At 44.4% G+C, this 21,420-nt stretch carries 24 protein-coding genes and 3 pseudogenes; 5 read left to right on the top strand and 22 right to left on the bottom strand.

Translation table 11 applies throughout. The features are described 5' to 3' along the window. Positions 1–34 precede the first annotated feature (34 nt). Positions 35–1,642 (top strand): PucR family transcriptional regulator, encoded by a 1,608-nt coding sequence (locus ACZ42W_RS06500; RefSeq protein WP_464169321.1) that lies wholly within the window; start codon positions 35–37, stop codon positions 1,640–1,642. A gap of 76 nt (positions 1,643–1,718) precedes the next feature. Here ACZ42W_RS06500 and ACZ42W_RS06495 read toward each other — a convergent pair whose 3' ends face one another. The 7 genes and pseudogenes from ACZ42W_RS06495 to ACZ42W_RS06465 all read right to left on the bottom strand — a co-directional run bounded on the left by ACZ42W_RS06495 (position 1,719) and on the right by ACZ42W_RS06465 (position 7,805). Next, positions 1,719–2,159 carry a MarR family winged helix-turn-helix transcriptional regulator gene (locus ACZ42W_RS06495; RefSeq protein ID WP_464169320.1) on the bottom strand — a complete coding sequence of 147 codons (441 nt, stop codon included), beginning with the start codon at positions 2,157–2,159 and terminating at the stop codon, positions 1,719–1,721. Positions 2,160–2,197: 38 nt separating this feature from the next. Next, positions 2,198–2,719, bottom strand: a complete 522-nt coding sequence (locus ACZ42W_RS06490) for a hypothetical protein (RefSeq protein ID WP_464169318.1) — start codon at positions 2,717–2,719, stop codon at positions 2,198–2,200. Positions 2,720–3,013: 294 nt separating this feature from the next. Beyond that, on the bottom strand, positions 3,014–4,003 hold the full coding sequence (gene nrfD / locus ACZ42W_RS06485; RefSeq protein ID WP_464169316.1) for an NrfD/PsrC family molybdoenzyme membrane anchor subunit: 990 nt from the start codon (positions 4,001–4,003) through the stop codon (positions 3,014–3,016). A 2-nt stretch (positions 4,004–4,005) separates the two neighbouring features. Next, complete coding sequence (locus ACZ42W_RS06480; protein WP_464169315.1) at positions 4,006–4,683, bottom strand: 4Fe-4S dicluster domain-containing protein; 678 nt, start codon at positions 4,681–4,683, stop codon at positions 4,006–4,008. Between the two features lie 44 nt (positions 4,684–4,727). Beyond that, complete coding sequence (locus ACZ42W_RS06475; protein ID WP_464169313.1) at positions 4,728–5,048, bottom strand: cytochrome c3 family protein; 321 nt, start codon at positions 5,046–5,048, stop codon at positions 4,728–4,730. Between the two features lie 125 nt (positions 5,049–5,173). Then, positions 5,174–6,931, bottom strand: coding sequence for an FAD-dependent oxidoreductase (locus ACZ42W_RS06470; RefSeq protein WP_464169312.1), 1,758 nt, complete (start codon positions 6,929–6,931; stop codon positions 5,174–5,176). Positions 6,932–7,170: 239 nt separating this feature from the next. Then, positions 7,171–7,805: pseudogene (locus ACZ42W_RS06465) on the bottom strand (cobalamin-dependent protein). Between the two features lie 275 nt (positions 7,806–8,080). Between ACZ42W_RS06465 and ACZ42W_RS06460 the strand changes: the two are divergent. Together ACZ42W_RS06460 and ACZ42W_RS06455 are read left to right on the top strand one after the other, a co-directional pair. Further along, complete coding sequence (locus ACZ42W_RS06460) at positions 8,081–8,455, top strand: hypothetical protein (RefSeq protein ID WP_464169310.1); 375 nt, start codon at positions 8,081–8,083, stop codon at positions 8,453–8,455. Between the two features lie 260 nt (positions 8,456–8,715). After that, entirely contained in the window at positions 8,716–10,242 is a 1,527-nt protein-coding gene (locus ACZ42W_RS06455) for an IS5 family transposase (protein ID WP_464169308.1), read from the top strand. Between the two features lie 146 nt (positions 10,243–10,388). Here ACZ42W_RS06455 and nrfD (ACZ42W_RS06450) read toward each other — a convergent pair. The 3 genes and pseudogenes from nrfD (ACZ42W_RS06450) to ACZ42W_RS06440 all read right to left on the bottom strand — a co-directional run. Beyond that, positions 10,389–10,617, bottom strand: a pseudogene (gene nrfD / locus ACZ42W_RS06450) (NrfD/PsrC family molybdoenzyme membrane anchor subunit); the annotation flags it as partial. A 511-nt stretch (positions 10,618–11,128) separates the two neighbouring features. Next, complete coding sequence (locus ACZ42W_RS06445; protein WP_464169306.1) at positions 11,129–11,530, bottom strand: FMN-binding protein; 402 nt, start codon at positions 11,528–11,530, stop codon at positions 11,129–11,131. Positions 11,531–11,701: 171 nt separating this feature from the next. Beyond that, entirely contained in the window at positions 11,702–13,288 is a 1,587-nt protein-coding gene (locus ACZ42W_RS06440; protein WP_464169304.1) for an FAD-dependent oxidoreductase, read from the bottom strand. 151 nt (positions 13,289–13,439) lie between these two features. Between ACZ42W_RS06440 and ACZ42W_RS06435 the strand changes: the two genes are divergently transcribed. Next, positions 13,440–14,297, top strand: coding sequence for a LysR family transcriptional regulator (locus ACZ42W_RS06435; RefSeq protein WP_464169302.1), 858 nt, complete (start codon positions 13,440–13,442; stop codon positions 14,295–14,297). 483 nt (positions 14,298–14,780) lie between these two features. Here ACZ42W_RS06435 and ACZ42W_RS06430 read toward each other — a convergent pair whose 3' ends face one another. The 8 genes and pseudogenes from ACZ42W_RS06430 to tatC all read right to left on the bottom strand — a co-directional run bounded on the left by ACZ42W_RS06430 (position 14,781) and on the right by tatC (position 18,093). Then, entirely contained in the window at positions 14,781–15,023 is a 243-nt protein-coding gene (locus ACZ42W_RS06430; protein WP_464169300.1) for a hypothetical protein, read from the bottom strand. Between the two features lie 26 nt (positions 15,024–15,049). Further along, complete coding sequence (locus ACZ42W_RS06425; RefSeq protein ID WP_464170888.1) at positions 15,050–15,202, bottom strand: FAD-binding protein; 153 nt, start codon at positions 15,200–15,202, stop codon at positions 15,050–15,052. 28 nt (positions 15,203–15,230) lie between these two features. After that, the gene (locus ACZ42W_RS06420; protein ID WP_464169299.1) at positions 15,231–15,425 is read right to left on the bottom strand and encodes a hypothetical protein; all 195 of its coding nucleotides are present in this window, start codon (positions 15,423–15,425) and stop codon (positions 15,231–15,233) included. A 168-nt stretch (positions 15,426–15,593) separates the two neighbouring features. Continuing rightward, a complete protein-coding gene (locus tag ACZ42W_RS06415; RefSeq protein ID WP_464169297.1) occupies positions 15,594–15,878 on the bottom strand; it encodes a hypothetical protein in 285 nt (94 codons plus the stop codon). Positions 15,879–15,896: 18 nt separating this feature from the next. Continuing rightward, positions 15,897–16,139, bottom strand: coding sequence for a hypothetical protein (locus ACZ42W_RS06410; RefSeq protein WP_464171159.1), 243 nt, complete (start codon positions 16,137–16,139; stop codon positions 15,897–15,899). A 39-nt stretch (positions 16,140–16,178) separates the two neighbouring features. Further along, positions 16,179–16,262 (bottom strand): annotated as a pseudogene (locus tag ACZ42W_RS06405) (hypothetical protein); the annotation flags it as partial. Positions 16,263–17,108: 846 nt separating this feature from the next. Further along, on the bottom strand, positions 17,109–17,300 hold the full coding sequence (tatA, locus tag ACZ42W_RS06400; protein WP_464169295.1) for a twin-arginine translocase TatA/TatE family subunit: 192 nt from the start codon (positions 17,298–17,300) through the stop codon (positions 17,109–17,111). A gap of 169 nt (positions 17,301–17,469) precedes the next feature. Next, positions 17,470–18,093, bottom strand: coding sequence for a twin-arginine translocase subunit TatC (tatC, locus tag ACZ42W_RS06395; RefSeq protein WP_464169293.1), 624 nt, complete (start codon positions 18,091–18,093; stop codon positions 17,470–17,472). Here tatC and ACZ42W_RS06390 point away from each other — a divergent pair. After that, positions 18,039–18,293, top strand: a complete 255-nt coding sequence (locus ACZ42W_RS06390) for a hypothetical protein (RefSeq protein ID WP_464171157.1) — start codon at positions 18,039–18,041, stop codon at positions 18,291–18,293. The two genes, tatC and ACZ42W_RS06390, sit on opposite strands and share 55 nt — an antisense overlap. 253 nt (positions 18,294–18,546) lie before the next feature. On the opposite strand, the gene ACZ42W_RS06385 is transcribed toward ACZ42W_RS06390, so the two are convergent. From ACZ42W_RS06385 to ACZ42W_RS06370, 4 genes are all read right to left on the bottom strand, one after another. Further along, positions 18,547–18,984 (bottom strand): MarR family winged helix-turn-helix transcriptional regulator, encoded by a 438-nt coding sequence (locus ACZ42W_RS06385; protein ID WP_464169291.1) that lies wholly within the window; start codon positions 18,982–18,984, stop codon positions 18,547–18,549. Between the two features lie 161 nt (positions 18,985–19,145). Continuing rightward, positions 19,146–19,838: a TorD/DmsD family molecular chaperone gene (locus tag ACZ42W_RS06380; protein ID WP_464169289.1), complete on the bottom strand. Its 693-nt coding sequence runs from the start codon at positions 19,836–19,838 to the stop codon at positions 19,146–19,148. A gap of 101 nt (positions 19,839–19,939) precedes the next feature. Next, positions 19,940–20,824, bottom strand: a complete 885-nt coding sequence (locus ACZ42W_RS06375) for a dimethyl sulfoxide reductase anchor subunit family protein (protein WP_464169287.1) — start codon at positions 20,822–20,824, stop codon at positions 19,940–19,942. Positions 20,825–20,828: 4 nt separating this feature from the next. Beyond that, positions 20,829–21,413: a 4Fe-4S dicluster domain-containing protein gene (locus ACZ42W_RS06370; RefSeq protein WP_464169285.1), complete on the bottom strand. Its 585-nt coding sequence runs from the start codon at positions 21,411–21,413 to the stop codon at positions 20,829–20,831. Positions 21,414–21,420 lie beyond the last annotated feature (7 nt).

The following is a 21,420-nucleotide window of genomic DNA, read 5'->3' as shown; positions in this document are numbered from 1 at the left end:
TGCGTCCTTTTTCGGATAAGTTTGTCGTCAGGAAATGTTAGCCAAGGAGGGTAACTACTATATGGATACAAACATCAGGATGGTAGCTTCGAAAGTGTTGACGCCCTATAACCCGGAAATACATCTAGCGGTAGCCGAGCGGCAACTAACGGACGTGGTATTGCTTCATCCCCAGCAAAGCGGGTTTAAAACGGATTTATTATATATTACAAAAGCTTCCGATCTTTGCACATTTGCTCCTCCGACCTCTCCGGTAAATATCGTGTGCCTCTCAGACAGCCCTGTCCCCCCCCAGTACCTGGAAAGCTCTCTGAACAATATTATCATCGTCTCCGGACCTCTTGATCTTAAAACTCTGTACGATCATATCGACAACTTCCTGGTTTCACGGCGCAGATTAAATTACGGGACAACTTTGCTCTTTGATGCTCTCCTTTCCGGCAAGGGGCTTCAGCACATCCTTGATGTCGTCCGGGAATTCATTGGCAACCCCTTGCATATTATAGATATAAGCTACAAGGTTTTAGCCAAAAGCAACGATATTGTGGAGAATGACCCTTTATGGCGTGATATGGTCGAAAAAGGATATGGATCTTATGAGTGTACTAAATTTGTCAAAAACAGCGGGGGGTTTGAACAGGTATATTCCAGTGATACTTCCGCCATTACGGAATTCAGCAACACTCCTTATCGCTGGATGGCCTGCAAAATTGTTGTCGGCGGCAAAGCAGTTGGAATGATATCCATAGTGGAGTATTGTAAACAGTTCGATGTAATTGATCAGGAATTCCTTAATCTTTTATGCAAGACCGCAGCTTTTGAAATCCAAAGAGGCAGTTTCCTTAAAGTTTCGAAGGGTGTCATGCATGAATTTTTTTTGACCGATTTGCTGGAGGGCAAGATCGTCAATCCTAACGTGATCGAGGAGCGGGCTAAAGTTCTTGATCTGAATTTAAAGGAATTGCTGTATGTCTTAACAGCGCGCCTCAGGCCAGAAGCTTCAAAAAACATCTCCCTCCCCTACATCCGGGATCTGTTGGAATCCATGATCAGCGACAGCCGCTCCATAATCTATGGTAATGATATTGTCACCCTGATCGGCCGCCGCAAACATAAACCTTTAGCCAAGTCGGATTTAGGAAGCCTTTATGCCTTCCTTGATGAAAATCAAATGGATGGCGGCTTAAGCCGCAGTTTTCATGCTTTAGCAGAATTGCGGGCTTACTCGCTTCAAGCCTCGAAAGCCATTGAGCTGGGAATCCGTTTAGAGTTGGAGAAAAATATTTTTTGGTATGAAGATTATGCTTCATTTCATCTCCTGGACGTCGCTTCCGAGCAAAATAACCTGAAAAACTTTTGCAGCTCTTACTTATTCAATCTCATTGATTATGACCGCAAAAATAAAACCGATTTTACGGAAAGCCTCTACGTTTATCTTTCCTGCGGCAACAACCTGGCCGAAGCAGCACAGGTATTCAATATCCATCGCAATTCCATGGATTACCGCATTAAAAAAATCGAGGAAATCCTGGATATTAAACTGGACAGCCCCGAGTTATATTCTTCTCTTTATAATTCCTTTAGAATCTTGATTTTTACTGAAGGTAAGAACTTTCTTAAAAACCTTAAAGGACTGCTATAGGACTAGCGATCCAAAAACAAAAAGCTGCACTATTAGTTTTTAGACCGATAATGCAGCTTTTATACTAAAGTTTAGTTTAGGAAAGATTTTTAATGACTTTATCTAAAACGCGGATACAAGTCTCAATTTCTCCCAAGGCAATGTCCTGAGTGACTTCCTTATTTGTTTTTTGTCCCATGGCCATAAGCACTTCCCCCATATTTTTGCTGTTTTCCGTCAGATAAATCAGGTTGGTGCGGCGATCATCGGGATGACTGATTCTACGAACCAGATCGTGTTTTTCCATTACATCGATGATGCGGGAAATACCGGGTTCATCTTTCCCCGTGGCTTCGGCCAAGCTGACCTGAGTCTGCCCATCCTCTCGATACAGATAAAGAAGAATTTTCCATTGCTCCGTTGTGACCTCAATTCCATTCTCCCGGAAATTCCTGGTCAATTTTTGTGTGATCAGGCGGGCAGACTTATTGATTTTATGATCTATGGAACTGTTGGTATATTCATAAAAAGACGTCATAACACCTTCACCTCATAATTAATAAGGCAGATACTCTATCACCCTTGATCAATTGAGCCCGCCGATGGATTGCTCTCTTTAGGTGCAGCCGTGTTGACACCGCCAGGCACCCCCGCGCATTTCATTGACAATTTCATCAGGGGACCGCCTAAAAACAAGAGAATTGTTAGAGCAATCCCGAAGAACGGGATAAAAAGCGAAAACAAGTTCGGCTGCATAGCTGCAACAGGCGCGCCCATGAGAACACACCCGATAAATAAAGTCAGAACCGGGCACATAATCAGCAACATTATAAGAAGAAGAATCGAGTACATTATGAGATTAAACAACAAGGTGCCAGGTTTAGTCACCCTACTAGCCACTGCTGCACCCCATTTACCAGCAGGGATTACTATGCCGATAATAAAACCTACAACAACACCAACAAGTGCGGATATCGTAAAATTATTCCAATTAACCGATCCGTTTGAGATCAAACCGCCTACCATTGTGAAAGACACACCAAATAAGATCGACACGAAAAGGGTAAAATAGACATTAACTTTTGTCTCTGTCCTCATTTTAAAATACCTCTTTTCACTTTATTTTTAAGCGCCTCTTCTTTACCATTAACTCGATACCGATGGACTGCAAGGGGCTTGTTTTCTTTTATACCGGTACCGCTTTTACCTATACTTTTTGCTTAAAAATTGGGCTGCTCCCTCCTTTCTACCCTCAGGTGTTCAGTCCATTCAAAGTGAAACTTTTCGCATTTAAATATAAATGCAATACCATACCAGCCAATTGATTTCTGATTATAAAAAAGTACACCACTGACCCCGGAGTCTGGCGCCGGGGTCAGCGGTGTAAAATTGTTAATGAATTGTGATGCCGTCCCAGATCGGGATTGCAGCGAAGATAATCAGGGTTCGCAAAGCGAATCCCCCAATCAATACCGCCCAATCTGCTGCGACAGTCCAGTAGGAATGCTGCGCAGCAGCAACCTGTTCCCCTCTCGGCAAAGTAGATTCAGCCATGGCTGCAACGGCTCCTTGTTTGGCACTGAGATCCGGAAGAGCAGGTTCAGTCAAAATTGTATCTGCTCCTTGTTTAGTGCTAAGATATTGATAAATATATACCGTCAAAGGGAATAAAAGCCCCAAGCCAATAAAGTATCCCCAAAATACAAGGGCATATTTCCCGGCCATTACCGTCTCTACTGTATCCTTACTTACCTGCCCACCTAATCCGAATCCTAACGTTCCGAAAAACAGCGTTGCGATCAGCAGTTCCATGGCGATCAACAGTAAGTGAACTTGCCCTTCCCTTCTTTGGCTGGTTCCATTTTTCTCAACCACCGAAGCCAGTAGAATTGTGGCGGACAGACCGGTTGATAAAGCGGAGACTACAAACAGAAAAGGCAGTATCGCCGAATGCCAAAAAGGAATTGCCTTGATCACGGCCAGCAAAAGCCCGGTATAGGTTCCCGTTGCTAAGGCAAAGACCGCACCGCCCCAGGTTATTACAGCAGGCGCAGTTTTCTTCTTTAAAACGAAGTAAACTTTAAGCAGTCCCAAAATAATAAAAACAGATAAGATATATACTCCCAAGGTCATGACTGAACCAAGGTTAGACAATAGTCCCGGCAGAATCCATGGCTTATGGAGCCCTTGACCAAGATCAAATACCAGGAGAAGCGTACCAATTGCCACAATCGGAGCTGCCAAATAATATCCTGCGCGCTTTAGACTTGAACTCTTTCCCAAAATCCCTTTTTCGGCTGCAAAAGAGGTGAGATAAGCTCCCGCACCAAGTCCCCCCAGAAATAGGTAAATTACGATTAACCAACCCCAAGGCATTGTCATGCTTACCCCTCCTTCCCATCAGGAATAATTATCCACGAGGGCTCGGTCACATCAGCACTAGGCAGACCTTTAAGCTCTGCGGTCCCCCCGGCATTTTTTCTAAGATCGGCCAATTTGCCAAAGCTTAAGGCTTTCGTTGGGCAGCTTGAGGTACAGGCCGGTTTCTCGCCTTGGTCCTGACGTTGATAACAGAAGTGACACTTCGAGATTTTTCCTGTCGCTTCACTATACTGAGGGGTATGGTAAGGGCAGGCATACACACAATACTTGCATCCTACGCATTTGGAGGCGTCATGAATGACGATGCCATCCTTAGCTCTTTTGCTGTAGGCAGTAACGGGGCAAACGGCCAGACAGGCTGGATGTTCGCAATGATTGCAGCTGATGGAAAGATATCTGAATTGACCTTTAACCTGCAGGACACGCCGCCAATGAGTTCCTTCATCCCAATTATTTGCCTTCTTACAAGCTTTTACACAGGACTGGCAGCCAATACATAATTCCTGATTAAACATAAATCCGATCTGATTGGGGTCTATCGGAGCCTCCTGATCCATCTCTGCTTTTACCGTTTTGGCTCCTCGATATGGAAACATCCCGACAGCAAGTGCTCCGGCTGCCAGCGCCCCGACTTTTAAGACATTCCGCCGACTGATCAGCGCCTGTTTTTTCTTGTCCATCCTCAAACACAACTCCTTTTTTACTCGGACATTCCTTGCTAAGTTCACTGACTCCTTTCGACTAAACGATCCATCCAATCGAATTGGTGACACTTGCTGCATTCAATATCCTGAACTTTCTTTTTGTCACCATGGCAGCTATCGCAATTCAATACCGGATTATGGGAAGGCAGCACATGAGGGTTGGGTTTCAAATTTTCAGTGAGTACAGCGAGCTTTTTAGTATTCGCTTTAACTTCGGGAAGTTCTGAACTGCGGACAACATTGCTGTTCACCAGGATAACCAGTCCGGTCATGGCAGCCACCAGAAACAGCAACGTTGATCCATAAACTATTTTCTTTTTAAGCTGATTTTGACGGCTCATATCAGTTACTCTCCTATCAATCATTAATTTTTTTTTTAACAATTCAGAGGGCCTATTTTCAGGCCCTCTGATATAAAGGAGGAAAAGAAGAAGGGAGGAAGCTTTTTAATAAAATAAAACGCCAATTACAGCTTAGCTACTGTTGCTCCGGCGAGACGCCCGAAAGTTAAGCACATTCCATGGCTTATGCCAGGAGCAGTAACGGGATAATCGACCGCGAAACGTCCGCCCTGCACATTCCCTGCTGCATACAATCCTTCAATAGCCTTATAATCCGTGTCGTAAACATTTAAAGTTTCCGGGTTGATCTTCAGGCCTCCCAAAGCAATAAGAAATACTCCCGGATTGTATTTAGTGGCATAAAACGGGCCGGTTGTAATCGGGAAGAGCCGCTTTGGTGTCTTGTAAAAGTCTTCGTCAACCCCTTGAGCGCAAAATTCATTATAGCGCTTGAGAGACTGCAGCATTTTACTTTGGGCTTCAGCTTCCAGTCCAAGTTTCGTGACAAGCTCTTCCAGGGTATCCGCTTTCAGAACATTTTTATTGTTTTTGATCGCTCCGCGGGATGTAAATGATAATATACCATAGGTCATCATTAACTCCATAGACACTTCGGGCATCTTGTCATCCGGGACCACATGATTGACAGAGCCATGCGTAAATGCCATCGATTCAAGCTGTTCAGACCACTTGTCATCAAAGATGTGCCAGCCGAAACCTCCGGGCTGGTTTAAAAGAGCATTAGCCATTTGTTGTCCGCCGGTATCTTCGTTAACGAAACGCTCCCCATGCGTACTCGCCAGAAAATAAGCGCTCGTACCCAAAGCGCTGCCCATGGAATGATTCATCGGAGCATGGGGAATATCCTCAATCTTCCCTCCGATCCAAGCAGCCATCTTATGCCCGTCACCCACATTGATGGGGTTTCCGTCGTCATCCTTGTTAGAGAAGAGGTTTTGTACATTGACCAGGCCATAGGGACAAAAATGTTCTACCATCGCCTTGTTGTTGCCGTAATCTCCGGTCGCCAGAATGACTCCCTTCTTGGCGAGGACCTTGGTATAGCCGTTAGCGTCCTGACAAATGACACCTTGAACCTTGCCTTGGTTATCGGGACGGATAAGCTTACGGGCAGGCGCCGAGAAAACAAACTTAACTCCCTTTTCCAGACATCTTTGATAAACACGTTCCAGCATCGCTCCCTGGTTCGGAACAAAAACCAGCGGCGTCGGCCAGGATGGGGAGTTTTCCTTTACCGGATCATATCCAGCCGGCCTATTAAAGTGCAATGCCTGGATGTTAACATTTTTTTTGTCATAACTCAGATCTGTTTCAGCGTACAATTTATAGTCAGGCGCCAGCTCCAGCAACCAGTCATAAGCCTCTCCGCTGTGGTCAGCCCAATACTTCCACAAGCGCGCATCCGCCCGATAGCCCATCTGTTTCATGCTTTCATTGATAAGGGCGCCTTTATCGACCTTAGCGCCCAGTTCCTTATGGAGCTTACTGTCAATGGCTGCATACTCGCCACTGCGGTATTGATAGGTAGCCGCTTTCTCCACTACAATAACCGAAGCTCCGGCTTCAGCCGCCGCGCGGGCTGCATTCAAGCCTGCCACTCCTGCGCCGACGATAACAACATCGGCCTGCATGGTTTGTTTGATATCGGAATCAGCAATATTCGGGGGTTCACCAAGCCAGCCGGTATTGGGATCCTGAGCCGCTGGCCCCTGAGGAGCCTTCGTTTCTTTACTGCAACCGGCTAGCAATCCTGCAGATGCTATACCTGCAACTGCAGCCGCAGCAACGCTTCCTCTCAGAAAACCTCTCCGTGACAATCCTTTTTGCTGTTCAGTTTTTTGTGCATCATCTTTTTGGCTCATTGTACACTCTCCTAAGCTATTATAATTTGTTTATATTCTTCCCAAGTTTTGAAAAGGGTCTCAAATCTTGGGTCGCCAACAAAAGCCGCATTGCCAGGGTTAATCTGCATTGTTCGTACCTAAGACACAGGTTTTATATAATTGCAAGCTTTCGGAGCAAATTCCGGCTTCCCACCTTTGAGCATGATTTCAAAGTTCTGCCTTTGGGATAATGCCATTTTCATGCACCTCCTTTTTACTTATGCTTTTACCAATTCAACTGCTTTGACGGCAGCACTTCCGGCATCGGATACGAAACCATCGGCACCAATTTCATTGGCATAGGCCCGTGTCACCGGTGCCCCACCGACAATGATTTTGAATCCCGTCAATCCGCTGCCTTTAATAGTCTGAACAGCCTCTTTCAGAGCAGGCATCGTAGTCGTCAAAAGACCGGAGTAAGCCACCAAGGTCACGTTGGGATATTCTTTGATCGTCTCAATCCATTTGGACACCGGTACATCAACGCTTAAATCCACTACGGTAAGCCGGCACTTTCTATCATCATGGCAACCAGGTTTTTACCGATGTCATGCAGATCGCCGGCCACGGTCCCGATAATACAGGTTCCTAATGAATTGGTGCTGTCACCTTTGAGCGATGGCTTCAGGACATCAACGCCTTTAGACATCGCTTTGGCCGCCAGCAGCATTTCCGGGACAAAAATCTCACCTGCGGAGAATTTTTCGCCAACGCTGCCCATCGAATCCACCATGGCCTAAAGTATGTCTCTTGCTGCGTTTCCATCATCAAATGCTTCCTGAACCAGACCGGCTACCTGTTTAGCCCTTCCTGTTTCCACCAGCGTTTTGACTTCATTAAGAAGTATAAACATTCTTTATCCCCCTTGAAGTATGAGATAGTCTCTCAGCCTTCACCACTTTGCGACAATTTTCTCTTGATAAGATTTTAGTACAGGTAGGAAACTTAATCATTGTAAAGAATTCAAAAAATAACAATTAATTTTATAAACATTTTATGAATAATTAGCGCCGAACTTTGTGATATAATTAACTATGCGTCTCATTTTCACCCTGTTTTGTTTCTTCAATATTTAAAGTTGTGAAGAAGGAGGGTAATTACATAGGAACAAGCATTGAGACGCTGGCTTTGGAAGTGTTGAGACCTTACAATCCGGAGCTGCATCTGGCCGCAAGCAGCCATCAGATAACGGATGCGGTAATGCTTCAGCCCAATCAGTGTGGTTTCAAAACGAGCTTATTGTATATCGCCAAAGCTTCTGAGCTTCACACAGTTATTCTCCCGGCTTCTCTGATAAATCCGCTGAATATCGTCTGCCTCGCAGACTGCCCTATACCTACGGAGTACCTGGAAAGTTCCTTGATCAATCTCGTCGTCCTTTCCGGACTCCTTGATCTTAAAACTCTGTATGATGATATCAATACCTACCTAATTTCACAGCGCCGCTTAAATCTCGGCGCAGCTCTGCTTTTTGAGACCCTGCTTTCCGGCAAGGGTCTTTAGCATATGCTGGAGTCAATCCGGGAATTCATTGGCAATCCCCTTTTTATTTTAGATATCAGTTACAAGGTTCTGGCCAAAAGCCACGATGGCGATCTTTACTGTGAATTTAAAAAGAATACTGAAGCTAATGACGTAAGTAGGGCTTGCTAAAATCTCAAAAAATCCTTATTTTACAAGGGTTTGAGGGCGTTTTTGTCGAATATATGTGCATGGAAAAACAATTTTACCTCTAAAAAACCTTGCACATGGAGGCTGAAAAGATGTACCGAAAGCCCGATCCGCAAATTACAATCGATGATTTCATTCTACCCTTCTCGGGTAAGCTCAGTGCCGAGAATCGTTGGGTAAAATTGGCTAAAATTATCCCCTGGGATGAAATCGAGGAAGAATACGCTTTTATGTTTCCCAGTGATCGAGGGAATGTGGCTAAACCTGTCCGCATGGCTCTTGGATCGTTAATAATACAGGCCCGTTGTGGCTATACCGACCGCGAAGCGGTGCAACAGATCACGGAGAACCCCTATCTGCAATACTTCATTGGTCTGAAGGAATATCAGTTAACCCAACCCTTTACCCCTGTTGCGATGGTTAAATTTCGTAAACGCTTCAATGCCAAACGGTTAGCTAAAATCAACGAGCGTATCATGGCCGTCGAAACGGCACTAAAAGCAGCACAAAGCGAAAAACGGGAAGACCACGACGACAATGATCCTCAAGGCGGATCTGGTCAAGTGATTCCAGCGGAGCCTGTCGAAAGCAGGGCTGAAAACGAGGAGAGCTCGGAGAATACTACAGAAGATAGACCTAACCAAGGAACGTTAATTCTCGACGCAACCTGCACCCCTGCCGACGTTCGATTTCCAACAGACTTGGGTTTATTGAATGAAGCCAGAGAAAAACTTGATGAAATCGTTGATACACTTCATAGCGCCAATGGAAAAGAACAGAGAAGACCCAGAACCTATCGTGAGAAAGCTCGGAAAGACTATTTGAATGTTTCCAAACAAAAGAGTCCCCAAAAAAACCAACTCCGAAAAGCCATTAGGAAACAATTGCAATACGCAAGACGGAACCTGAGAATTGTCGACCGAATGCTCCAAGAATCAGCTGCAGGAATCGAGCAGTTAAGCAAGCGACACCAAAAACTACTCACCACGATTCGAACGTTACTTGATCAGCAAGGCAAGATGTACAAAACAAAGATTCACCGAGTAGAAGATCGTATCGTAAACCTCTATCAACCGCATGTGAGACCCATCGTCCGAGGTAAAGCCGGAGCAGCAGTAGAGTTTGGAGCCAAGGTAGCCATCAGTCTTGAAAACGGATACAGCCGAATAGAGAAACTGTCCTGGGATCCCTTTAACGAAGCAAACACCCTGATTCAAAGCTTAGAGGGCTACAAGAGTCGAAATGGCTGTTATCCAGAGGCAGTTCTAGCCGACCGCATCTATAGAAATCGAGAGAATTTGGCCTATTGCAAAAAACATGGGATCCGACTCAGTGGACCGAAACTTGGCAGACCGATCGCGAAAGCCTTGATAAAGAAAGCAGAAAAGAGAATCGAAAGACAAGATGCCAGTGAACGGAATGCAGTTGAAGGCAAGTTTGGTGAAGGGAAAAGGAAATATGGACTCGCTCGAATCGCTGCAAAGCTAGAAGAAACAGCAGAGAGCATGATTGCTATGCAATTCTTGGTGATGAACTTAGAGCATAAGCTCAGAGTTCTTTTTGTCCAAATTTTGAGCTGGATGTTTTGGAAAGATAATGACATAATTTTGGCTAATTGAAATCAAAATCAGGGTTTGGCTAGCAAGCCCTAAGTAAGCCACAGAGAAGGTGTGATTAGACCGCAAAAGGACGACCTTATTCTTATAATTGAGAATTCAGGTCGTCTTTTGTGTCACGATGCTTAGTTACTCCGTCAAAACCACAAGTTCTTCAGTGGCCTCATAAGTAGCAAGGGTTTTTTTAGTCCTTGTCCAGATCAAATACTAAAGCAAGGTACCAAGGGCAACAACCGGTGCTGCAATATAATATCCTCCCTTTGCCAGTCGGGAATTTGCTCCCGGCCATCCTTTTTCCGCAGCAAATGAGGTGAGATACGCACCCGCCCCAAGTCCTCCAAGGAATAGATAGATTACGATAAGCCAATTCCAATGCATATTGCTTTCCTCCTAAGCCTTCGGAATAATTACCCATGATGGTTTTGTCAAGTCCGGACTTGGTAGGCCTTTGATCTGAGCAACACCTCCCGGAGTTTGTCTCAATTGAGCAAGTTTTCCAAACGGCAGCGCCTAATATTCCCATTACCACTGCTGCAAAGCTCGCCGCTTTCAAGTACCATATTGTTTATCTGACGAACAACCGGCTGATAAGGTTCCTGTTCAAAGGCTATCTTTGGTAGTTCACCATCTTCCCAATCATGACATTAAATACATAATCCGGATCCTGGTAAAGCCATAAGTTCTTTTGGACTTGACAATAATAGTCCGGCAGTAATAAAAAACGTGGTAAAAAAAAGTAAAATTGAGCTTTTTTACTTTTTAAGTTTTCTCCTTTCTTCGGGCAATTCATTAACAAAATCCATATTGACTGAAACTAGTTCTTAGGTTCTCAAGTCGACACCAAGTGGGCCGCCGAGAATGAGGCCGAATAAAATGTTTTGAAGGAAATCTATTTTTTTGCTTGTGCTAAAGCATTATTTACAGCTTCCTTAATAGCAGCTGAACTTAGACTTGCTCCGGTCACGATATCGACTTCAGTAGACTGGGACTCAACGATCAATTTGGGAAGCCTTTCAATAGCAATAGTTCCAACACCTTCCGTCTCATTATGTTCGGTCACATTAACATTTGAAATTTTCCCTTCTTTCACAACTACAGATACTTTTAAACCTGGATGTTTTCCTGCGTCGCTGGTACCTTCGTAGGTACCGTCCTTATAGATATTTGTTACCGTTTGTTTGGCAGTATTTCCAGAGGGTTTCTCAGCTGTCGCGGGTGTAGAACTGCATCCCGAAGTAATTACCAGGACAAGTAACATTGTTAAAACGAATACAAATTTACTTTTTCTCATTCCTAAGCTCCCTTTCCTCTGATCGAAGATTTGTGATATCTCTTTAATTCTGATTAGTTGACTTACTGAAATTTAAGTCCCCCTGTACAGTTCACAACCATCTGTGCCGACGTGCTCAGGGTGACTTGCGTGCATTCACTTGCACCGTAAAGGCCTGAGAAGAACTAAGTGTTAGGCTTTAGTAATATATTTAGCTGCGTTCTTGGCACTATTTCTACCCGAGTAAACGGAAAAATTCTGGGTGGTAGCCGGAAGTGTCATGTAATAAGTATCGCCTTGCATGCCCGAGCATTCGATGCCTGCACCATAAAGGCCGGGAATTGGGGTAGAATTAGTGTCAAGCACCTCGAATTCAGTGGTGATATGAAGGCCGCCTTCGCTGCAGGACGCGTTGGCACACAATTCAAAGGCGTAGAAGGGGCCGCCCTCAACCTTGCGCAAAAATGGCGCGGGCTTGCCGAAATCGGTATCTTCGTGTTGATCCACCATCTTGTTATAATTGTCTACCGTGGTTTGGAAAGTAGCCGGGTCTACATTAATCTTTTTGGCCAACTCCTCGAGGGAGTCCGCTTTAAAGATGTTGGAAGGATTTTTGGCCAAATACTTATCTAAATCTGACTGGATCTCCTTCAACACAGACCCTTGGAAGACATAAGACCCCCACCCTAGAGTGCAGGGCTCTTTCATGAGCCTGTTGATTTCATTTTGGGAGAGGATTGAGTAAACCTTCTTCTGGTTAAACATGATGTTGCACATCTCGCAAAGATGGGTCATCATGAAGGTTTCATCCATAATACGAACGCCATCTTGATTGATCCAGAAATACGGCTCATTACATGCGGCCACGCTCATATGGCTTTCGAGAGATATGCCTTTCAAGGCGGCCCAATAACACCCGACGTCTTTAATTTTGCTTTGATCTGCGCCAACCTCATATGCCATCCTGATACCGTCTCCTAAGTGACCCGGCATGGAGTTTATGACAACTCGATCGGTATCACGACCAGTCAATTCCATGGCCATTTCGTGATTCTGCAGAAAACCGCCGCTTGCAAGAATAACGGCTTTGGCCTTGATCGGAAACTCGCCATCCTTACCTTTCACAAGGATACCCGCGACCTTACCGTTCTGCATATACAGATTCATTCCCCGGGCTTCCGTCATAAGTTGGACCCCAAGCTGCTTCGCCCGCGGAACCAAGGCATTGTCAACCACCGCTTTGCCCTTGCCGAGATAAAAATGTTGTACCACATATTCTTCGCCAAACAGTTTTGGAATGAATTTTGCCCCCAGGTCCTCCAGCCATTGGATTTGATCGGCAGTCTTATAAATCCAATCTTTGACCAATCGACGGTCGGCGCGATTGTGGGAATATTCCATCTTTTTATGAAGCGTCTCTTCAATGTCGTAATGGTTTCCCATCGCTGTTACATATTTAGTGTTAAGTCCACAGATTCCCTCCGCACAGTTGCCGTTGCCGCCTAAAATCGCTTGGGCCTCCAGAAGGATCGTTTTGGCCCCTGCACCCGCAGCTTCAATCGAGGCCGACAGGCCGCAGACACCGCCGCCCACAACTACTATATCCGCCTCGTATTTCGCAGTGGACAGATCCGGTAAAACGACTTTTTTGGAAGCCGCGTTGTCCGCTGGGACGCTTGAAGTCTGGCTGCTGCACCCAGCGACGCCGATGGTTGCGATGCCGACCGCACTTGCCGCCGCCCCCTTAAAGAAATCTCTGCGGGAAAAACCTTTACTCATTTGTAATTCCTCCTTTGAAATTTTAAAAAATTCTTAATACAAATTCTATATATAAAATAACAAATTTCGTTGTTGACTAGGAATCACAAAAAAGTTATGCTGTTTAAAGAAATAGTTGAAGCTCTCTTGAAAAAAAAAGGAGTGGCCTGCTATGAATGACAAACAACGGCAAGGATTTATTGTTGTCGTTAAGCGGGGCAGCTTTTCAAAAGCTGCCAAAGATTTGTTTATTTCTCCTCAGGCGCTGGTGCAGCAAACGAATCAGCTGGAGCTGGAAATCGGCACGAAGCTGTTGGAGCGTGGCCCAAAAGGAGTTATCTGTACGCCGGCGGGAAAATTTTTCTATGAAAATATGTGTCACCTGGACAGCTACATAGCGCAAGTGAAAGAAGAATGCCGGCATTTGGGGCGAAAACAACCAAATATCCTTAAAATCGGTGTGTTTTCAACACCGTTATTTATGCCGTCCATGTGCTTTTTGTTTTCCCAGAAGTATCCCCTGATCGAGATTCAACAAGTGGAGCTGAATACGGATCATGATTATGATTTGCTGTTGAACGGTGAGGTGGACATTATGGAGTCCGCACGCTTTTCCACTTTTGAGGGAAAAGGTCTTCTGTTTACGAAGGTGGCCGATATTCAACCAGTCTGCGTTTTTTTTAAGGACCATCCTCTCGCAACGAAAGAGAGAATTGAACCGGGGGATTTGGCTGGACAAACGGTCGCTGCTGCGGATGCAGACAGGTTCCTAAAGAAGAAAAAGACACGTGAAGCAATGAAGAAAACCAATTTGGTTGACAAGGTATTCGGCCGGGAAAGAATGCTCAGAATTTGCCTGGACGGAGGAATCTATATTATGCCGGAACCGGGAGCGCTGGCCCTGCGGCCGCTGGTTTCCGTACCTTTTCATTTTAACAAGCTGGAGATTGGCATCTATAGTAGGAAGGAATTGTCTCCTAATGAAAAGCTGTTTATTGATGAAACAATTAAAAGATTTACTATGGTTTGAGTGAATTGTTGCTGCCATGCGCAGAAAGCTGCCTATCATTTGGTACTAAAGCAAATTTTTCAATGCCGCAAACGCATACACTGATTCTATTTGATACCCCTCCGAAATAGGCTTGTTCCAATCTTCATTTAAACATATGTAAATTACTGACCAATTATCAAAGGAATTTTAGCCTTTTGTTCATCCAAACTTGCAAGGCCCTAACATGAAAAGAAATTAGCCCCCCAAACAAAAATTCCCACTAACAACTCGTCCGCAGGAAAACATAAAAAACACTAAACATACTCTATAAAATCGCCGGACTTCTCATCGGGATGGCTTTTATCTTTGTGAATCGGAGTCTCCTTAATCGCCTGATTAATAACATTGCTTGGTGTTTCCCAGGCGTCTTGAAATTCCTTGCTCAGTTCATTGGTATATCTTCGGGCTTGTTGCCCGATAATATTTGCACTCCATTTTTAAGCAGGTGTTCTTTCAAACAATTCAAAAGCGGCTCCTGGGTATCACCTTTGTCGATGCCAATGATGTGATTGGTAGGATAAAATCCATTGCGTTCCTTAGCCCTGTCCCACTCTTTTGGAGTAGGCCAAGAATAAGTACCGTTTTTATTCCCGCAGCGTTCGTCATTTCCAAAATCCAGTCCATGATTGGGCCGCTATGATCAACCCATAGTCTAAGTAGTCCTTCATTCGGAAGAAATGCCTGTGTTTTTATAAGCGCTTCCACAATCTCCTCTTTATCAAACTCAATGCCTAGCTTTTTTCGGAATTTTGAACCGATAGCACCGTTATCTCCTCCTCCGTACCGGGAGGCGGTATTTTCTCAAGCACAACCACCTTGGCGCCCGCTTCAGCAGCTGACAGAGCGGCAACGAATCCGGCTGTTCCTCCGCCGCATACGACGATCTCCGTATCAACAGTTTCTTTTATTTGATTATCCGGGATAGCTGCCGGGGGGTGTTTCCCAACTATACTTTACTGCGGTACCACCAGGATTTGTGACTTGTTTTGTTGTTTGATCTGAGCAGCCACTCAACCCTGTTAATAACGATCCTCCAAGCACTGCGCCAGAACTTAGTACCGCTCCTTTTATAAATGTTCTCCGATTCATTCCCTTTTCAGCCACCATTTCTCCCCCCTTTTAATAAAAATCTGATAATCGATTTATCTTTTGTTATATACTGTCCCAAAAAAAATAAACAATTGACGATCTTACAGATTTTCTCACAAGTTTTTCTGTAAAATCGTCAATTCATTCATGGCAAGTATGATATTAAGCCCTCATAATGCCCGGTATTTAAACCAGGACATATCTGATTTTCCCTCCATTCAATTTATTTTCCAAAAATACAGAATAGGCTTTGGCTTCCGTCAGTTCAACAAGGTCCCGGCAAATTAATTGAAATTCCCAGGTTCGGACACGCTTAAGGCCATAATACTTAATCGTTTCATTAAGAAAGCACTCCATTCCATCCCGGCAGTGCTGCTGCCGCAACTCTTCCATCCGGATTTGGATCTGCTGCTGTAATCCCAGCTGCTGTGTCAGGCCAACAAAAAGATCAGTATCTCTCCATTCCGGCACTTCTAGTTTTTCTTTCAACTATTTAGGGAGATTTTCAGGAGCAAACAAATCAAAGACCACCGTCATATTATCAGAATGTTTATTACATAAAGCCATTTCTTTAAGGATTCGGTATTGTTCATAGATCCGGGTTTTTAATTGGGTATCGTCCGGATACTTCCTGAAATATCGATCAATATACAGCCGTGACGTATCTGCATCTAATAGCTCAATATCCGGATTACATTGAGTCCGCCACTGCCACTGTTCTTTCCACTGCATCGGGCTTTTCTTAAACCAATGTTTAAATTTCTTGTAATAGTATTTTAAATCTGAGAAACCACATTCGGCTGAAATCTCAAATAACTTCTTATCAGTGAATAAGAGCAGAATTTCAGAGTGCATGACCGCTCAAAATTGACATATTCTCCAAAAGAAAGGCCGATCAGATCTTTCCACATTTGCGTAAAATATGTATTACCCAACTGTTCGGAAACTGCTATTTCGTCCAGCCTTATTTTTTCGCCCAAATGACTTTGCACATAACCGGCTGCCCTGTGGAAGCGCTCAATGCTGTCTTTGCTGATATATTCCACATCCGGCTTAAGATAATATAAAAAATTATATTCCGCTAGGCATAAGGTGATTAATCGATAAGCAAATTCCCCCAGAGAATTATTGACAGAAAAAGGCGCGGCATGCAATTCGTCAAAGCATTCCAACATATATCGTTTTAACGTTTCCGCCCGGTTCTGCTGAACTTTTTTGTATAGACATATTCCTGTTCTGAATACGGCGTGTTGCTCATCCTGATGTATTCCAATTCTTCAAAAATCTCTTTTAGCTTATTGATATTCAACGAAAGAATTTCAATGATGGAATAGTCATTGTTATTGGGTCCACATAGAATACACTTGATTCTGATTGATAAACACAAATTTTCCAGCGTGCACCGTATGGATCTGAGATGAACACTTGACCATCAATTCTCCTTACAACACAAAAACAATTTTGACAGAGTCCTGATGGTAAGATAAGGGATAGTGTTTAACTTTTAGGATTTGCACATCCACATATTGATTTATGCCATATTCCATAACGACGCTCCTTATTATCTTCAGATTACCAATCTCAGGAGCTTTTTATAATGTCCAAACGGATAGGAGACGGCTTTTATCATCAGTGCCGCCAACCGTTCCAATTGCTACCTTGTCACTTCTCCGTTATTCAAGTCTATTTTTATTCAGGCGGTTACTCTTTTTCTTCTTTGATTTCCTTTTTAGAACTAACTTCTTCTTCGCTGGTCGCTGTTTTGAATTCTTTTATTCCTTGTCCCAAGGATTTCCCCAGCATAGGCAGTTTACCCGGGCCAAAAATAATTAATGCCATAACCAGCAAAATCACCGCTACAGTAGGGGTGACAAATCCAAACATTGGTTGCATAACAAATTCCTCCGTTCAATTTTATAATTTAGGACATTCCGTTTTCACATCACTAATCTCAGTGGTTTTTTCCTCATACTGTAATAATTCTTCTGAATTCTCGGTCTTTTCCTCGGGAAGGCTTTTATCTTTATCAACCGGAGTCTCCTTTAGCGCCTGATTAATGACATTACCCAGTTTTTTCCCAGGCGTCTTGAAATTCCTTGCTCAGCTCACTGGTATATTTTCGTATACTTGCCCAACAATTTTCCCCAAAGCTCTGGCGATTACGATAAAATCCTCTGGTCCAAACAACAAGAGGGCTACAAAAGCTATAATGACAATCCCCGATAGATTCATCCCACTGCCCCTCTCCTTTTACAGGTATCCGGCATTGCTTCTTTTCTCTCCTTCTGACCACCAGATAACCTAACCAGATACTCCATTCATAAAGCATATACATTGGCGCGGCCATAAGAAACTGAGTCATCAGATCAGGTGAAGGACACACGACAAAGGCCAAAACCAGAATTATAAAAAAAGCCCATTTCCGCTGCTTGGCTAGTGTTTTAGGGGATAGTATTCCTAACCCGATTAAGAGTAATAACACTATCGGCAGTTCGAAAACCAGTCCAAAGGACAAAATGATAGTTAAGATAAAACTCAGGTAAGATGATTTTGTCACAAACGGTATGGCTGTCACTGCCCCTCCCCCGGTTAGCAAAAGGTACTTGAGGGCTGGGGGTATCACAATATAGAATGAAAAGGCAGCCCCTCCAAGAAAGAGTAATACTGAAAACGGAACAATATGCAAAAGAAAGCCGGCATAAAGCTCTCCTGATCCAGGATACTGAAAACTTCTTTTTGGTTTTCCATGGCGTTGGTGGCACATCCGGGTTGAATACTAACACAGTTTTCATCCGCGAAGCGCTCGCCGTTCTCATTCACCCAGAGGAGCTGCATCTGGCACGGGCACTTTGCCAAGAGGAGCGTAGTCGTCAACCTTGCCGGTAAACTTCACGCCGTTCTATGAATAACTTTCACTTAAGAAATAGAAAGGATCTTAGTATTACAAGTCAACATGAAGTTGATTGAAGTTGATTGCTTTATCCAATGACCATTCGAGTCAAGGCGTACGATCGTAACGCTGTGCTGGGACACCAGGATTTCGATAAGGAAGAAGAAATACATATTGGTCTAAAATGATGAAAAATTAAGAGTTTTATGTTTTAACCTTGTTATCAATCGTTCCGAACAAGATGTTTGCTTAGGAAAGATTTTCGATGACTTTATCTAAAATGCGGATACAAGTCTCAACTTCTTCCGGTTCCATGCCCTGTGTAACTTCACTGTTTGTTTTTTGTCCCATATACATAAGTGCTTCCTTTATATTTCTGCCGTTTTCCGTCAGATAAATCAAATTGGTCCGATGATCGTAGGGATCACGAGTTCGGAATACTAGACTGTGTTTTTCCATGGTATTGATGATTCGGGAAATAGTGGGTTGATCTTTGCCGGTGGATTCGGCTAGGCTGTTCTGGGACTGCCCATCCTCCCTGTACAGATAAAGGAGAATTCTCCACTGTTCCGTGGTGACCTCAATTCCACTCTCCCGGAAATTCCTGGCCAGCTTTTGCGTGATCAGGCGGGCAGTCTTATTGACTTTATGGCCAATGGAACTGCTGGTATATTTATCAAAAGACATAGCATCTTTCAACCTCACCTCATTCTAATCCCGGACTCCCACCTTTCCACCGGCAAAAGGAAGAGAGTCCTCTTTAAATCAAGAATAACCTTAGTATTTTAAATTGTCATCGTAACATTATTACATATTGACTATACATTTTCGTAAATAACTACAATTGTCTACTGGATCAACAACAATATTTCAGCGATAACTGCGGCGTCTGTGTTCAAGAATTTATCCGCCAGTGCAGCCATTTGAGGATATAGATGTTGTGATTTCGAATGTTGCATTTGCTCGGAAAACTTGCCGCTCCAAACCAATAAATGCTCCTTTAGGAACCGTTTCTGGTCGTTTAAGAGTTTCACTACATCCGCAATTTCTTCTATTTCAAAGCGTTCCAGCGAAAATTTCGCCAATAGCCTCATAAAATCCAATTCATAAGCAAGATGATCATCCGCTTCGTGGGGATAATTCTGCGGCAAAAAATGGTATTCCCGATAAGCGTTCCGGACCTTCAACGTGGATTCCTGAAAAACAACTCTCTCTTTGCTGAGATAAACCGATTCCCAAGGCGGAGCAGGCAGCTTCCCGGGACCAATCATTAAATAGGTATATTCATCTTTCAGCTGTTCCAGCGTGCCAGCAGGGTCAGCCAGCATTGCCCGGTGCAAATTCTTAAATAAATTTAAATAAGCCTCATATTGCTGTTCATCTTCATCCCACAATAACTCTAAAGCATCTTTCGTATGCCCGCCAGCCAGCGCCTCCACTAACTCAGCGCTGGGCTCATGACCAAAAACATGCTGCAGCAATGAATAGATGTAAAGCCGATTAGCAAGAATGATTGCGATACTGTCATTCTGATCCGTCATAGGTGTATACCGCCTTTATCTATCGTAATACGTTACTCATTCTATTTTGGCTCACTCCCCACACTGCAATGCACGCGGGGAGTGAGTCGAAAAGAAATAAGCTAGCTTAAACCAACAGTAGTGACCACCATGGCTCCGTAAAAGATTAATCGTCCGGCAATTTGACCGATCGTGATTAAAGCTGCCGCCGAATATAATCCGCTGTTCAATGTTCCCGGACCAGTTGCTGAAGCGGCAATTTCTATTCCGGCTGGACTGAATCTAGGGACACTCAGCCGATTCATTACCGAATAGAATAACAAAATGGCCCCTCCGAGGATAAAGACCAACTTAACGATTACAGCCGTACCCATTTCACCCAGCAGGGAAAAACTTTGTTGCGCCGCCAAGCTGTTGCTGGTCCCCAGCTCAATCAAATAGATGACCATCGCTGCAACCTGCAGGACAATGGCGCAAGCTGCCGTGAAAACCGCAATTTTCGATATATCCGCCGCTTCTTTTTTGCTTGTGGCTAAGAAAAGAACTGCCCCAAGGGATAGGGCCGCCCCATAAAACTCGGCATAGATCAAACCGTTCTGCCAGGCAGGTACGCTGGCGAATTTATAGATTGAGGCCATCACAAACACATCCGCCAGGCCCAGGATTGCCGCAAGATAGATCAAAATCCCCAGTACCCGCTTGGCAGCAGGCTTAAAGATGATCAACAAGGCACTGACCACAATTAAAGCAGTCACGGCGCCGGTAAACCAAATTTCACGGCTGAGCCAGGAATGTCCGACTCCCAGCAGTGAATTGAGAGCGGCAAGAGGCCGTCCAAGGTGCAGCAAGGATGCCAGAAGACCAACCACAGCCAAAACAGCCGCAGAGACGATGGCCGTTTTAAAACTGCCGTCCTTGTTTTGCAACTTGGCAATCGCCACAAAAAGCATGATACCCACAGCCCCATTCAGACACAGAGAAAATATGATTAAGGGGAATTCGGCCATCTTCTTACACCTCTTTCTTTTCCTTGAATCCTGCTTGCAGGGCGCAGGCTCTTGGTTTAATCAGCAAGGACGGATTGGTGATTGTTGAACTCGGGAGTATAGCAAGATTACTGGTTGCCTTCTCAGCGGCATGCTTAGCTTTAAGTTCATCGAGATCGCCGAATTCCAGAACTCGCATCGGGCAAGCGTCGACACAAACCGGGTTCTCACCCGCCTCACGCAAACTCTTGCAGCTGTCGCATTTCCCTACGACACCTCGGTCCTCAAGGAATTGCGGGGCGCCATAGGGGCAATTCCAAACACAATAGCGGCAGCCGACGCATTTTTCTTTATCATGCTGAACGGTTCCATCTTCACCATAGTGCATGGCTCCGGTGGGGCAGCCGTAGACGCATTTGGCGTTGGCGCAATGGTTACATGAACCGCTGTAGTTATATAATCCAGGCGCCGGATAAGCCCCTGTTTCAAAGGTCCGCACTTTCCGAAAGAGTACCCCGATTTTCAGGTTGTTTCTGTCTTTGCAGGCGATCTGACAAGTCCGGCAGCCGATGCAGTTATCCATATTGAAATAAAATCCTAATTTAGCCATTGCTGCG

It is taken from the genome of Desulfitobacterium elongatum (assembly GCF_055378975.1).
This window is presented reverse-complemented; position numbering and strand designations above follow the sequence as displayed.